Annotated in this window: 15 protein-coding genes and 2 pseudogenes; 13 read left to right on the plus strand and 4 right to left on the minus strand. The window is 69.6% G+C overall.

What is annotated here, in order from left to right:
* Positions 1 to 11: 11 nt before the first annotated feature.
* The 13 genes and pseudogenes from fxlM (at position 12) to GA0070618_RS10710 (ending at position 10,475) form a co-directional block, all read left to right on the plus strand.
* A complete protein-coding gene (gene fxlM, locus GA0070618_RS10655; RefSeq protein ID WP_088981499.1) occupies positions 12 to 1,259 on the plus strand; it encodes a methyltransferase, FxLD system in 1,248 nt (415 codons plus the stop codon).
* Positions 1,256 to 1,786: pseudogene (locus GA0070618_RS35475) on the plus strand (AAA family ATPase); the annotation flags it as partial. The gene fxlM and the pseudogene GA0070618_RS35475, both read left to right, overlap by 4 nt.
* A gap of 126 nt (positions 1,787 to 1,912) precedes the next feature.
* Positions 1,913 to 2,290: pseudogene (locus GA0070618_RS35480) on the plus strand (GFA family protein); the annotation flags it as partial.
* A 120-nt stretch (positions 2,291 to 2,410) separates the two neighbouring features.
* Positions 2,411 to 3,241: an IS5 family transposase gene (locus tag GA0070618_RS10670; RefSeq protein ID WP_088980871.1), complete on the plus strand. Its 831-nt coding sequence runs from the start codon at positions 2,411 to 2,413 to the stop codon at positions 3,239 to 3,241.
* Positions 3,238 to 3,645 carry a hypothetical protein gene (locus GA0070618_RS10675; protein ID WP_088980870.1) on the plus strand — a complete coding sequence of 136 codons (408 nt, stop codon included), beginning with the start codon at positions 3,238 to 3,240 and terminating at the stop codon, positions 3,643 to 3,645. The genes GA0070618_RS10670 and GA0070618_RS10675 overlap by 4 nt, the downstream gene beginning before the upstream one ends.
* 226 nt (positions 3,646 to 3,871) lie before the next feature.
* Positions 3,872 to 4,735, plus strand: a complete 864-nt coding sequence (locus GA0070618_RS10680; RefSeq protein WP_094978042.1) for a hypothetical protein — start codon at positions 3,872 to 3,874, stop codon at positions 4,733 to 4,735.
* Positions 4,719 to 5,654 (plus strand): TRM11 family SAM-dependent methyltransferase, encoded by a 936-nt coding sequence (locus GA0070618_RS10685; RefSeq protein WP_088981500.1) that lies wholly within the window; start codon positions 4,719 to 4,721, stop codon positions 5,652 to 5,654. The genes GA0070618_RS10680 and GA0070618_RS10685 overlap by 17 nt, the downstream gene beginning before the upstream one ends.
* Entirely contained in the window at positions 5,651 to 5,932 is a 282-nt protein-coding gene (locus GA0070618_RS10690; RefSeq protein ID WP_231931687.1) for a hypothetical protein, read from the plus strand. The genes GA0070618_RS10685 and GA0070618_RS10690 overlap by 4 nt, the downstream gene beginning before the upstream one ends.
* Positions 5,929 to 6,480: a DNA cytosine methyltransferase gene (locus GA0070618_RS33980; protein ID WP_172900277.1), complete on the plus strand. Its 552-nt coding sequence runs from the start codon at positions 5,929 to 5,931 to the stop codon at positions 6,478 to 6,480. The genes GA0070618_RS10690 and GA0070618_RS33980 overlap by 4 nt, the downstream gene beginning before the upstream one ends.
* A 182-nt stretch (positions 6,481 to 6,662) precedes the next feature.
* Positions 6,663 to 7,331, plus strand: coding sequence for a hypothetical protein (locus GA0070618_RS33985; RefSeq protein WP_231931688.1), 669 nt, complete (start codon positions 6,663 to 6,665; stop codon positions 7,329 to 7,331).
* Between the two features lie 277 nt (positions 7,332 to 7,608).
* Positions 7,609 to 7,884 carry a MerR family transcriptional regulator gene (locus tag GA0070618_RS10700; RefSeq protein ID WP_088981501.1) on the plus strand — a complete coding sequence of 92 codons (276 nt, stop codon included), beginning with the start codon at positions 7,609 to 7,611 and terminating at the stop codon, positions 7,882 to 7,884.
* Positions 7,885 to 7,978: 94 nt separating this feature from the next.
* Entirely contained in the window at positions 7,979 to 9,445 is a 1,467-nt protein-coding gene (locus GA0070618_RS10705; protein WP_088981502.1) for a tyrosine-type recombinase/integrase, read from the plus strand.
* A gap of 430 nt (positions 9,446 to 9,875) precedes the next feature.
* Positions 9,876 to 10,475, plus strand: coding sequence for a dihydrofolate reductase family protein (locus GA0070618_RS10710; RefSeq protein ID WP_088981503.1), 600 nt, complete (start codon positions 9,876 to 9,878; stop codon positions 10,473 to 10,475).
* A gap of 308 nt (positions 10,476 to 10,783) precedes the next feature.
* Here the strand turns inward: GA0070618_RS10710 and GA0070618_RS10715 are convergent, their stop codons facing one another.
* The 4 genes from GA0070618_RS10715 to GA0070618_RS10730 form a co-directional block, all read right to left on the minus strand.
* Positions 10,784 to 11,476, minus strand: a complete 693-nt coding sequence (locus tag GA0070618_RS10715; protein ID WP_088981504.1) for an HAD family hydrolase — start codon at positions 11,474 to 11,476, stop codon at positions 10,784 to 10,786.
* A 76-nt stretch (positions 11,477 to 11,552) separates the two neighbouring features.
* On the minus strand, positions 11,553 to 12,389 hold the full coding sequence (locus GA0070618_RS10720) for a hypothetical protein (RefSeq protein ID WP_088981505.1): 837 nt from the start codon (positions 12,387 to 12,389) through the stop codon (positions 11,553 to 11,555).
* Positions 12,390 to 12,498: 109 nt separating this feature from the next.
* Positions 12,499 to 13,278 (minus strand): methyltransferase domain-containing protein, encoded by a 780-nt coding sequence (locus tag GA0070618_RS10725; protein ID WP_088981506.1) that lies wholly within the window; start codon positions 13,276 to 13,278, stop codon positions 12,499 to 12,501.
* 231 nt (positions 13,279 to 13,509) lie between these two features.
* Entirely contained in the window at positions 13,510 to 14,112 is a 603-nt protein-coding gene (locus GA0070618_RS10730; RefSeq protein WP_414467573.1) for a GTP-binding protein, read from the minus strand.
* Between the last annotated feature and the right edge of the window lie 139 nt (positions 14,113 to 14,251).

Raw genomic sequence — 14,251 nt, forward strand, 5'->3', positions numbered from 1 at the left:
GAGGTCTGATCATGGTTGGTTCCGCGCTCGACACCACCCCGCAAGTCGACAGCAGCCCGGAGGAGGCCCGGGCCCGGCTGGCCGACCAGTTGCTCGCTGACGGCCGGATCACCTCACCGGAGGTGGAGGCGTCGTTTCGCCGGGTGCCGCGGCACCTGTTCGCCCCCGGCGAGGTCAGCGTCGACGCCGCCTACGCCGACGACGTAGTCATCACGAAACGTGGCCCGGACGGACGCGCGACCAGTTCCATCTCCGCGCCGTGGCTGCAGGCCATGATGCTGGAAGCCGCCCGCCTACACCCGGGTGGGCGGGTGTTGGAGATCGGTTCCGGCGGTTACAACGCCGCGCTCATCGCCGAGGTCGTCGGCCCCCAGGGCACGGTGGCCAGCATCGACATCGACTCCGACATCGTCGCCAACGCCCGGACCGCCCTCGACATCGCCGGATACCCGAACGTCCAGGTGGTGCAGGCCGACGCGGCGACCGGCTGGTTGGCAGGGGCGCCGTACGACGCGATCGTCGTCACCGTCGAGGCCAGCGACATCCCACCCGCCTGGACCGATCAGCTCGCTCCCGATGGTTTCCTCGTCGTACCGCTTCGGATGCGCGGCAACACCCGATGCCTCACTCTCGCCCGTGACGGCGACCACCTCACCGCTACCGACGCGATCCTCTGCGGCTTCGTGCCCATGCAAGGCGCTGGCGCCAACCCCGTGACCCGGCGGGCGCTGCGCGGTGACGATGTGACCCTGCGCATCGACGACCCCGACACCCGATCTCTCAACCTCGACGCCCTGACCCCCGCGCTGGACGGTCCCGGGGTCGACGCCTGGTCCGAGGTGACCGTCCCGCCCGCGACGTCGTTCGAGTCACTGCACCTCTGGCTGGCCAGCCAGCCCCACCCGTACGGACTCCTCGCCGTCGACCGGGACCGCACTGCGGACATGGACCCGCAGAACTGGGTTTCCTGCCCCGCGCTCCTCACCGGCGACAGCATCGCCTACCTCACCATCCGCCAACTCGACGACACCACCTGGGAGTTCGGCGCCCGTGGCTACGGCCCCCACGCCGCACCACTGACCCAGCACGTCGTCGACCTCATCACCGCCTGGGACCGTGACCACCGCCACCAGCCCGGCCCGGACATCAGGGTGTACCCCACCGGCGTCACCATCCCGCCCACCGACCAACCACAACTACTCGTTCCCCGCCACCACACCACCACCGCGATCACCTGGACCACCGGAGATCACCGGTGACCGCTACCGAGCCGACCCTCGTCATCGTTCGCGGGAACTCCGGTAGCGGGAAGACGACCGCCGCCCGCGAGGCCCGCCGACGCTACGGCCGTGGGATCGCACTCCTGGAACAGGACCACCTGCGTCGGATCGTGCTGCGCGAACACGACAGCTCACATATCCACCCGGTCGCTCCGGCGTTCATCACCGCGACCGCCCGCACCGCCCTCGACCTCGGCTACCACGTCATCCTCGAAGGCATCCTGCACACCGAACGGTACGCCCCCGTCCTGCACCAGCTCATCGACAACCATCCCGGACCGGCCGCCGTGTTCTACCTGGACGTGTCCTTCGACGAGACCGTCCGCCGCCACCTCAGCCGCGCTGAGCCCATTCCCGTCACCGCCGACGAGATGCGCACCTGGTACGCCCACCGCGACCTGCTCGATGTCCCCGGTGAAACTGTCATCGCCGAGACCAGCACCTTCGAACAGACCGTCACCACGATCCTGCACACCAGCGGCCTCACCAGCGCGGCACCCCAGACGCCCTGTCCACGGCGCTGCCGGCACTGCGCCCGCAAATCCGACGAGTCTGCCGCCGCAGCGGCGGTCTCCGAGGGATCTCAGCTGATGCCCGAGTCGGTCGTCGCCAGCGAGGTCCGGACCGGCGGCTGCCTGTGTGGGAAGGTCCGGTTCACCGTGAGCGGTGAGCCCGACTACCCCCACGTCTGCAGCTGCACCCACTGCCAGAAGCGGGCCGGCGGGCCGATCCAGTCGTGGGTCAGCTTCCCGCTGGAGGGGCTGAGCTGGACCGGCGAAGGCGGCGAGCCGACGTGGTTCGACACCTTCCCAGGCAAGACCAAGCGAGGGTTCTGCGCCGTCTGTGGCAGCTCGGTGGCTGCGTTCGACTACGGCGACACCCTTATCGGCATCAACCTCAGCGCGCTGGACGACCAGGACGACCCCCGCCTCGTCCCGGTCAACCAGTCCTTCCGAGACGCCGCGGTCTCCTGGCTGCCTCAGAGGCCGGTTCGAGGGCTTTTGATTTGATCTATGCTTTGCGTCCGGTTGAGGGTCCTTCAGCGGGTTCGCCACGGATAGCGGTCTCTCGATGTCGGGGAATGTGAATCCTGGTCGTGACCGTCGGGCGGTAGTGGCGTTAGGCCGTTCATGGGTGATCGGAAGCCGTACCCCAGCGATGTCACCGACGCGCAGTGGGCGTTGATCGGGCCGTTCCTGCGGGCGTGGAAGGCCAAGCGGGTCTCGGTGTCGGGGCATCAGGGTGACTACGACCTGCGGGAGATCGTGAACGCGATCCTCTACCAGAACCGGACCGGCTGTCAGTGGGCGTACCTGCCGCACGACCTGCCGCCGAAGTCCGCGACCTACTACTACTTCGCCCTGTGGCGGGACGACGGCACCGACCAGGCGATCCATGATCTGCTGCGCTGCCAGGCCAGGGAGAAGGCCGGCCGGACCGAGGATCCGACCGCGGTCGTGTTGGACAGCCAGTCGGTCCGGGCGGCGAACCATGTCCCGGCCGCCACGACCGGCAAGGACGCCGGCAAGAAGGTGTCCGGCCGCAAGCGCGCCCTGGCCGTGGACACCCTCGGTCTGGTCATCGCGGTCGTGGTGACCGCCGCCTCGGTCACCGACAACGCCATCGGCATCCGACTGCTCGACACAGTCGTCGAGCGCGCCCCGACGGTCACCCGGGCGTGGGTCGACGCCGGGTTCAAGCAGGACCTCGCGCTGCACGGCGCCGTCCTCGGGGTCGACGTCGAGGTCGTCAAACGATCCGACACCCGACCCGGGTTCGTGCCAGTACGCAAGCGGTGGATCGTCGAGCAGACCTACGGCACGTTGATGCTGCACCGCCGGCTCGTGCGCGAGTACGAGAGCCGCCCGGAATCGGCCGTGTCACGAACGTTGTGGGCGTCGATGGTCACCATCGTGCGCCGGCTGACCGGCACCAGCACACCGTCCTGGCGACACCGGTGAACCTCGCCGTAATCCTCGACCTGATCACCGCACGCGAAGCCACCGCCGATCAGGCCGCCGACCGGCTACGCGAGCAGATCACCGCCCTCACCGCCGACCTCGCCCGCATCGAGGGCGAGCTGGCTGACCTGAAGGTCACCCGCACCACGCTGCGCATCCTCACCGCCGCCGAGTTCACCGCCGATGACCCGACGATAGCCAGCGCCCCCTACCAGCAGATCCTGACGGTCCTCGACACCACGACCACCGGCATGCGGGCCAAGGACATCTGCCTCGCCCTCGGCGTCGACCCCATCCCGAAACACGTCGAGAGCGCCCGCGCGAAGCTCAAACGCATGGTCAAGCATCACGTCCTGACCGAGAACCAACCCGGAGTGTTCACCCTCACCCCGAAACGGACCTAACCTAACGAACCGGCCTCTGACAGGGAGGTGCCGACAGGTGCGGGCCGCGTCTGTCACCGCACGAGAGGCGCACCCACATGGTTGAGGTGGCATCGAGCAAATCAGCTGAAACGTGGACTGTCAGACCAGTTCAGGTCGCTGTCAGATCGCCAGGTGTTCGCCACGGCTGACAAACGCCGATTGGTAGACGTCAGCGCATCACGGCGCGGCGCGGAGCCGACACCACATGAGCGACCACTCCACGCCGCAGCCCGCCCACCAGGGCGGCACCCCCAACATCCCTCCGATGGATCTGGTCGCCGGCGACCCGCCGGTACCGATCACCGTCTGGCGCACCGCCCGCAGCGGCGACGACCAGAGCACGACCATCTCCCACCGGCTGGCGTACCGACTCGTCGCCGCGTACAGCCGGCCCGGCGAGGCGGTCGTCGACCTCACCGACACCCACGTCCTGGACGTCGCCTGCCTGCGCGGCGGGCGCCGACACCACCCGGCCTGGTTCACTGGCGCCTCGGCGCTGTTCGTCGGGCCGCAGACGCCGCAGCACCCGGGCGAGCCCGACGACGACCCGGACTCCGACGGTCCGGACGACGTGCGGGCGTGGTTCGGCGACGACCTCACCGACCCCGACCCGGACTGGGTGGCGGGTGACGAACCGTCCGGTGTCCCGGGCGATGGTGACGACCTGCAGGGGCGGACCAGCCTCGTGGTGGCCACCTGGCCGCTGGACGCCAGCAGCGACGCGGCCAACCGTGCCCGCCTGGCGTGGCTGCTCGCCGCCTGCGGCCGGCTGCTGCGTCCCGGCGGGTGCCTGGTCCTCGTCGTCGGGGTTCCGGCCGGCGCGGTCGCGGCCCCGGAGGACTTCACCCCCGTGGTCGACGCCGCCGCAGGTTGCGGACTCGGCTACCTGCAGCACATCGTCGCGGTCGCCGCCGACAGCGACGGCGACCGGTTCACCTACCACGCCACCGACGAGGAACTGCTCTCCCTGGCCCGTACTACGGGTGTCGAGCAGTTCGTGCTCCACGTCAAGGTCCACGCCGACCTGCTCGTCTTCACAAGCAGGCAGGGCGGTGACCGGCGTGCCTGAACCCTCGACCAACAACACCACCGCAACGCCGGGTTTCAACGAGACGACTGCGGCCTGGCCGCAGGACCTGTCGGTCTGGGCGACCGCTCAGTCGACCGGTCCGGTCCAGCGCCGTGGCCGGTACGTGCCCCAGTCGGTCAAGCATCCGGCCCGGATGTTGCCGGCGATCGCCGCCCACGCGGTTCGCTCCTACACCCAGCCCGGCGACCTGGTGTTCGACCCGATGTGCGGGATCGGCACCACCCTCGTGGAGGCCATCCACGCGGGCCGCGACGCCATCGGCGTGGAGTACGAGTCCCGCTGGTCCGACATCGCCGATGCCAACATCGCCCACGCGCACCGGCACGGTGCCACTGGCCGTGGGTCGGTGATCCGCGGGGACGCCACCCGCCTCACCGCCCTTCTGCCGACGGCCCTGCAGGGGCAGGTGTCCCTGGTGGTGACCTCGCCGCCGTACGGGCCGACGGTGCACGGCCTTGTCCGGCCCGGGGCCGACGGGGTCGCCAAGTTCGACAACCGCTACGGCGAGGACAAGGGCAACCTCGCCTACCGCTCCTCCCTGGCCGGGCTGGTCGACGGCTTCACCGACATCCTGCGCGGCTGCCATGCCCTGCTGCGCCCCGGCGGAGTGGTCGTCGTGACCGCCCGCCCCTGGCGCAAACGGGGCAAGCTGGTTGACCTGCCCTCGGCGGTCCTCGCGGCCGGCACCGCCGCCGGCTTCACACCGCTCGAGCGGTGCGTCGCCCTGCTCGCCGCCGTCCGCGACGGGCAGCTCGTCGCCCGACCGTCGTTCTTCCAACTCCAACAGGTCCGCAAGGCCAGGGCCAGCGGCGTACCGATGCACCTCATCGCACACGAGGACGTCCTAGTCCTCGGCAAGCCCCAGCTGCCGGCGGCGGGCACCGAGGTGGTGACGTGACCGCACCCACCCACCGCTACCTGTCCCTCGGCGCCGGGGTGCAGAGCTCCACGCTCCTCCTGCTCGCCGCGCAGGGCAGGGTCCCCTTATCCGCCCGAGCCAACGCCGAAGGGCACCCGCTGCGCGGACAGTTCTTCCTGCACCGGCAGCGGGTGCCCCTCGACGAGGTGGTCCTGCGTCCACGCCTACGCCTGGCGGATGCGCCGGGCTGCGGGCCGTGGACCTGCCCGCACGAAGCGCTGGCCGCAGTCGACGCCGAGCACAAGGGGGTGGCGTGAGCGTTGCGCACACCACCGGCCTACGGATCGGATCCCTCTGCAGCGGCTACGGGGGACTCGACCTGGCCGTCGAGCTGGTGCTCGGCGGCCGGGTCGTCTGGTACGCCGAGACCGACCGGCACGCCACCGCCGTCTTCTCCCACCACTGGCCCGACACTCCCAACCTCGGTGACATCCGCGTCGTCGACTGGGCCCAGGTCGAACCGGTCGACATCCTCACCGCCAGGTTCCCGTGCCAGGACATCAGCAACGCCGGAAAACGAGCTGGCATCACCGGCGAGCACTCCAGCCTCTGGACACACGTCGCCAGAGCCGTTCGCGACCTTCGACCCCCGCTCGTGTTCGTGGAGAACGTCGCCGCGCTCCTGCGACGGGGATTCGACGTCGTCCACGCCGACCTGGCCGCGCTCGGGTACGACACGAGCTGGCTCTGCCTACGCGCATCCGACATCGGCGCCGCTCACCGACGGGACCGGCTGTTCCTGCTGGCCACCCCCGCCGAGCGACTGGAAGGGAGTGAGGACGTTGCCGACGCCATGCGCCCGTGACGGCAAGGGGCCGGGCCATCAGTACGGGCTGCCCGACCTCGTCGAGCCGTCCGGGTCGACCCACAACCTGCTGCCCACCCCCACGGCGGCGACGTACGGCTCCAACAGGTCCCCCGTCGGCGGGAGTAGCCCGCCGGCCCAGCCTGGCCGGTGTCACCACACAGCTTCGACCGACTGCGGAGGTGGCCGACGGCCGATCCTCGGCCAACACCACCGGCGGACGCACTACGCCCACCGGACATGCGGGGCGGACGCTCACCGACGGGGGTCGACTGCTGCCGACTCCGAGAGCCAGTGACACCGGCACCCCGGGCCGGCGAGCCGGCGCCGGATTCCGGCCGCCGCTGTCGCAGGTGCTGCTGCCCACCCCACGGGCCACCGACGGAACGAAGGGTTGCCCCGGGCAGCGCGGGTCCCACGGGGACCTGACTCTGCCGTCGGCGGCGGTGCGGGTACCGGCCCGGACCCTGCCCACCCCGCGCGCATCCGACGCACGCGGACAGGGCCAGCACGGCGACGGTGGAGCGGACCTGCGCACCACCATCGCCGGCCTCGGCCAGCCCGACACCCACCGGTGGGGTGTCTACGCCCCCGCCGTGGCCCGCTGGGAACTATTGCTCGGCCGCCCCGTGCCTGAGCCGACCCAACCCGGGCGGCACGGCAAGCCAGTCCTGGCACCGCCGTTCGTGGAATGGCTCATGGGCCTGAACAGCGGCCACGTGACCGACCCGACGCTCGCGCTGCCGCGGACCACCGCCCTGCGGGTCCTCGGCAACGGCGTCGTCCCGCAACAGGCAGCCGCCGCGCTGCGGCTGCTGCTGTGCCCCCACCGGTGGGTGGCGCCCGCATAACCGATGCCGCCTCACTGAACGCCCACACCCAGGACGCGAAGAGCGGGGCCAGCTTGCGGGCGGTCGGGCGGCGGACCGTCGCCTCTCGACCGCCGCAACCCCGCTGGTCACGTCCGAGCCGCCCCCAACGGGCGACGGCACCGCCGGGATCGCGCGAGGCCGGTGGGAATCACCCGCCTGACCACCACATCAGCAAGCCCATCCATTCCGAGGGCCCGCCACCACCAAGCACCACGGTGGCGGGCCCTCTCCTCCGTTTCCGGAAGGACGACCCGTCATGGACAGCACGGCCAGCACTCCCGCAGAAAGCGCAGCGACGTCTTCGCCTGTCTGGACCGTCGAGCGTATTCGGGCGCTCGGTGCGGTCACCGACATCGCCACCGTCGGCGAAATCTTCGGCATGTCCCGCAGCAGCGCCTACGACCTGGCACGCCGTGACCGACTGCCGGTACCGGTGCTGCGCGTCGGATCCCGCTACCGGGTCTCCGTCGCCGCGATCCTCACCGCCCTCGGCGTCCCCAGCGAACCCCCGGCCCCGCCGTCCGCGACTTGATCACGTCGCCCACGCGAGCGGTGATCACCACCCAACGGACACCCGACAATCCGATGCTCGCCCCTGCGGGCATCGGCGAGGAGAAAGACTCGTCATGGCAGACGGATCCATCACCAAACGCTGCAGCTGCCGCAAGGACGGCAAACGCCTCGGCAACCAATGCCCCAAGCTACGCCGTGGCAACGGGTGGAACCCCCACCACGGCGTATGGCGCTACCAGCTCGAACTCCCGCTCGACGCCACCGACGGGCGGCGGCAGTTACGCCGCAGCGGCTTCGACACCCGAGAGGAGGCCGCCGCCGAACGCGACCACGTCCGCGCGCTGCTCGACCTCGCCGGCCGCGACGAGATCCTGCGTCGGCATATCGCCGACCTGCTGCAGGCGTGCAAGCCCGGCCAGCCGCTGCCCGACCGCGACCACGTCGCACACCGCATCCGCTCCGGCGTGCCCGCCGGCAGCCGGCTCACCCTCGGCGAGTACCTCGCCGAATGGATCACCAACCGCACCAAGCTGGCGCCCGCGACCCGGCGCAGCTACCAGGACCACATCACCAAGTACTGGACGCCCCATCTGGGCCAGGTGCCCTTGCAGGAACTCACCGCCGCGCACATCGAGTCGGTCTTCACCACGATCGAGGCTCACAACGCCGAGATCCTCGCGGCCAAGGCCAGCCCGGTGCCGAAGGTCCGCGCCGCGGTCAAGGGCATCCGCACGGTCGGCGACGCCAGTCAGCAGCGAATCCTCGCGACCCTGCGCAAGGCCCTCAACGACGCCCGTCGTCTCTACCACCACCGGTTGGTCGACCACAATCCGGCCGAGTCGGTCGAGCTGAAATCCGGCAAGGCGCCCAGGCCCCGGCTCTGGACGGACGCGGCGGTCAACCGGTGGCACCACACCCGGCAGCGACCCAGTCCTGTCATGGTCTGGACACCCGCTCAGGTCGGAGAGTTCCTGGACTTCGCCGAAACCGAGGATCCCGAGCTGTATGCCCTGTTCGATCTGGCCCTCCACCGGGGCCCCCGACGGGGCGAGCTGTGCGGCCTGCACGACTACGACGTCGACCTAGAGGCGGCCGCGATCACCATCACCAGCCAACGCACCAGCGTCGGCTACCAGGTCATCGAAAAGCCGGTGAAGTCAGCGGCCGGAGACCGGATCGTCGACCTCAGCAACGAGACCGTCACAAGCCTGCGCAAGTACCTTATGCGACGAGCGGCGTGGAGGATCTCCGCGGGAGACGCCTGGACCGACAGCGATGTCTTCTTCGTCCGGCGGGCGGACGGCCAACCCTGGCACCCGGAAATGGTCACCGCCCGCTTCGACCGGCTCGTCGGACGCAGCGGCCTACCTCCCATCCGGTTCCACGACATGCGGCACGTCGCCGCGACCCTGATGCTCGCAGCCGGGGCCAGCATCAAGGAAATCCAGGACACCCTCGGCCACTCCTCCTACAAGATGACCGCCGATGTCTACACCTCGGTGCTGCAGGACATGAAGAAGACAACCGCGGAAGCCACAAGCAAGATCATCCCCCGCCGGAACCGCCCGAAGGCGGCGTAGCGCCACAGACCTGGAACCCTCCTGGGCGTCTGCGCCTGGCGATAGGTGAGGGGCCGGCAGGCGGACAGGTGCGGCTCACCGCCGCCACCCGCCGGCACTGGTGTGGCCGGCGGGGACGTCGGTGGTGTGGCTGCTGGTCACCCGCAGCAGCCGCCGCCGGACGAGACGGTGACCAAGCCGTGCTCGGCGCGGGGGAGGACGGCGTCTGCCGTGTTCTGGCCGGCGTCTAACTGGTCGCCGGCGAGGGCGGCGAGTTGCAGCGCGATGTCGGGGTCGATGCCGAGTTCAGCGGCGGCGGCGCGGGTGTCGGATCTGCCGCAGGTCGTTCGTAGAACAGGTGAGGGCAGTCGGTTTTGGTCTCCCGGGACAGGGGAGTCGTGAGACGGCCCGATGCTTGATCTAGTTCGATCGACCTTGGAGAGGTAACGGCATGGGCAAGCTCATCTACGTGACGAACGTGTCGCTTGACGGCTACATCGAGGACGAACGCGGCGCGTTCGACTGGTTCCCCACCGACGACGAGGTATTCGCGTTCACCACCGACCTCCTGCGGTCTGTGGGCACGTTTCTCTACGGGCGGCGCCTGTACGAGGCGATGGCCGTCTGGGAGACCGACGCCGCTCTGGCCGCGCAGTCCGACCTCATGGCCGACTTCGCGAGCGCCTGGCAGGCGGCGAGCAAAGTCGTGTACTCCACGACCCTCGCCGCGGTGTCAACTGCCGACACCCGACTCGAACGCCGTTTCGACCCCGCCGCAGTACACGAACTGAAGGTCACGGCCGGCAGCGATCTCACCGTAGGAGGTGCCAACCTCGTGACGCAGGCGTTCAAGGCCGGGCTGGTCGACGAGTGCCAGCTGTTCGTCCTGCCCATTGTCGTCGGCGGGGGCAAGCCAGGGCTGCCGACCGGCATGCGCGCAGACCTCGAGCTCCTCGATGAGCGCCGATTCCGAAACGGCGTCGTACACCTCCGCTACCGCCCTCGGGCAGTGAACGACAGCCCTGTCCGTTCGCTGGCGGCGCTTGCATGACAGGCGGAGCGCTGACGACTGATTCGGCCGGATGAGGTCGCCCATCACGAACTCGGGTTGCGTCAAGCCGCAGTATGCGCAGGGTCAGCGCCGAACTCGTCAACTCAGCAACCCGTCGACTGCGTACCCATCCACCGGCGACCTCTGGCACAGCCCTCTGCCCGGCAGAGTCGTTCAGCCGCGCCGCGGTTGAGCCGGAAGCCGAGGCCAAGAAGACCAGCGGCATCCGCGTTTTGCCCCTGATTGGTGGTCTCGGGGATGTCTGCGAGCACCCGTAGGGTCGAGGCCCGAGTGCAACAGCGACGGGGTCATGCCGATGTGGTGGGTTCTTGTCGTCCGATCGTCAGTGTCCGGATCTGGGCGGGGGTGTCGAGGAGCACGGTGGCTCCGGCGTCACGGAGTGCGGCTGAGGAGTGGTAGCCCCAGGTCGCGCCTGCGACGCGGATGTCGGCTGCTCGGCCGGCGGTGACGTCGGTGGCCGCGTCGCCGACGAACCACGCTCGGACGGCGGTGGCACCAAGGCGGGTCAGTGCTTGCCGCAGCGGTGCGGGTGAGGGTTTTGGAGGTGCGTCGTCGTGGCAGACGAGGGTGTCGATCAGCGGCAGGATCGTGGACAGGTCGAGCATGTCTAGACGGTGTCGGCGTTGCAGGGTGACGATGCCTTGGGCGACGCCTGCCTCGTGGAGTTGCCGCAGCACATCGACTACGCCGGGGACGGCCGTGGCGCGGTGGGCGTGACGAGCGTAGGCGGCGTCGAAGTGCGTGTCGATGGCCGTCTGTGGGTCGGGCACGCCGAGGGCGTGCAGTGCGAGGGGCGGTGGCATCGTCAGGGCCGACGTGACTGCTGGGCGAGATGGCGGGCTGCCGAGGACGGCTGCGGTGACATCGGTGATCACGGCGGTCATCAGGTTCTTGCTGTCGAGCAGCACGCCGTCGAGGTCGTAGAGGACAGCGTCCTGTCCGCAAGTCCCCGCGACAGCGGGGAGGGTGAACGGTGGCATGTTCCTATCCGGAAACGGTTCGGCGGTGGGCAGCCTGTGCTGGCTGGTCAGACAGTGATGTTGGCGGCATCACCCGTCAGGGGTGGTGGCGGGGGCGTCGCGAAGGCTCGTGCTCGTGGTGTCGCTTGCCCCATGGCTGGGTGGGTTCGGGGTTGCGGATGAGGTCCTGGCAGGCGCGGGAGATGGTGGGGAGTGTGATGGCGGTGTACCAGTCGGTGTGGATGCGCTGGTATCCGGTGTTGCGGAGGCCGGTGTCGAGGCTAGGGGTGTAGGCGGCGTTCCAGACGAGGACCATGTCCTGATGGGTGGCGGCGACGCCGTCCAGCGCGACGGCGGTGCGTCTGGCGACAACGGTCTCGAAACCCCGGCGGTGGCGGGGTGGGGTGCCGAGGCGGGCGGTGATCGCGCCCAGTCGCAGGCCGATGGCCATGAGGAGGCGGAAGGCGTAGATGGGTCGGGGGTCGTCAAGCGGCCAGTCCCGAGAGGTGAGGGTGGGGCGGATCCTGTCGGTGATGCTCCGGTGGCCGGCAATCCGGATGATGTCGAGGGTGCTGACGTCGATGTACCGCCAGTGGGGGTGGTGGCCGAGGCCGGTGTGGTGGCCGACGAGGCCGGCGAGCGCGACGCGGTTCGCTTCCATCCGATGCGCTCGTCGCCAATCGGCGAGGAGTTTCTGTTCCTCGGCGGTGCTGTTGTCCTCGGCGGCGGGCACATGGTCGGGTCCCTCGCGGTGCACCACGGCCCCCTCGGACTCACGGTCGTTGATGATCGTGGTGAGGCGGGCGTAGTAGGCGGCTTCGCCAATGGGCATGGCGGAGATCAGGGTGACCCGTCGGCCGCTGTCGGGATGGACGTAGTGGTAGACCGGGGTCTGCAGGTTGTGGCGGTCGGCCAGGCGAAGGTACGGGGTCATCGCGGGCGGGACTCCTGGGATCGTGGGCCTATTCGGCGGTCGGTGTTGGGGTGTGGCGGTGTTCCCGTTAATGTCGTGGCCGGGCCGGCAGGGCGAGCACACCGAGCGCTTATCTGGGTTTCCGGGCGGTCGTGGAGACGAACTGGTAGCCGCGAATCTGCACCGTGGGGTCGGCCATGAGGTCGAAGAAGCGGTCCAGGTCGCTGTGTGACAGGCCTTCGCGGAGGAGCTTGTGGTGCAGGTGGTGGGCTTCGTCGCTGTAGAGGTGGCAGCCGGCGCTACCACCGGTCCAGGTTTCGGCGACCCAGCGGGTGCGCACGTGCTCGAAGCCGTTGCCGAGGAGCACGGCTGCGGTTTGGTCGCCCCAGTGCAGGTCGACGCCGTGGTTGGCGAGGGTGTCGAGGATGGCGTGCACGACGCGGACGATGAGTTCCCTGTCGCCGCTGTGGGGGGCGTGGGCGACTACGGGCGCGTAGACGATGCTCCCCAGCACGAGGTGCCCGCCGGGGCGCAGCACGGTGATCATCTCGTTGAGTAGGGCGTGCCGGTTCGGCAGGTGCTCCAGCACGCATCGCGCCGTGACCACGTCCATGGTGCCGGGATCGGCAGGCAGGGATTGGGTTCGTAGATCGACCTGGCGGACGCCGAGTACGCCGGCGGGGCGCAGCAGGCTGGTGTCGATGTCGACGGCGGTGACCGCTCCGGTCGGCCCGACGAGGTCACACAGCCGGTAGGCGACGGACCCGGCTCCGGCGCCGATGTCCATCGCGCGTTGCCCGGCGGTGACATCGACCTGAGCCAGGTCGATGGTGGTGATGGGATCGAGAACGTCCTGCAACGGTCCGAGGTGGTTAATGCTGTGACGGAACTGGTAACGACTGCTCGGCATGGCTCATCTCCTTCGCAGGACTTCGTGCTGAGGAAGCGTGGGGTGCACGTGGTGACGAAAGTTCACGTGGCGGTCCTTGGAGGATGAGGGTGGGTGCGGGCCTCTGCCGGGGCGGCCCTGACCAGCGATGTGCCCGGCGGGCCAGGGTCCTCAGGGCTGCCAGCCGCCAAAGGTGAACGGCGATGACGATCACGACGCCGACCAACAGGCGCGGACACGCGACCGGGTGGCTCAGGCGGAGACGGTCCCGTCAGCACGGACCCCGCCGGGGCGGCGGGCCAGCAGGTGCTGGACGAGGGTGATCAGCAGCCGCCGGACACTGTCACGGTCCCGCACGTCGAGCTCGACGATCGGCACCTCTACCGACAGGGCCAAGGCCTCACGCATGTCGGACGCGGCGAAACTGCGGGCGCCGGGGAACGTGTTGACCGCGACGATGAACGGCAGCCGGACGTGCTCGACGTAGTCCAGGTGCGCGAACGAGTCCTGCAGACGGCGAACGTCGACGAGCACCACCGCCCCGACTGCGCCGCGCACGATCGCGTCCCACATGAACCAGAACCGCCGCTGCCCGGGCGTGCCGAACACGAACAGAGTGACGCCGTTGACCTCCAGCCGACCGAAGTCCATCGCCACCGTGGTCGTGGTTTTGCCCGGCGCGTGGGAGACATCGTCCGAGTTGACAGCGACCTCCGTACTCAACGGGGCGATGTCCGACACCGTCTGCACCAGAGTGGTCTTCCCGACCCCGAACGGCCCCGTCAACGCGATCTTCAACCCGCCCTGCCCCGACAGCACGTGGGCTGCCGTCAGTGCGGCTGGTGGTGTGCTCACCGGAGGGTTCCTGCCGCCGCGAGACGGCTGGCGTTGATCAATATTGGTGTGTGCTGGTCGCTCGTCGGCTCGGCGAGCCGACCACGCTCCGCAGTCACGACCGGCAAGTCCGCGTGCCGACCGGATGCCCGGATCCGGC

It is taken from the genome of Micromonospora echinospora, from assembly GCF_900091495.1.
GTDB classification, from domain to species: Bacteria; Actinomycetota; Actinomycetes; order Mycobacteriales; family Micromonosporaceae; genus Micromonospora; species Micromonospora echinospora.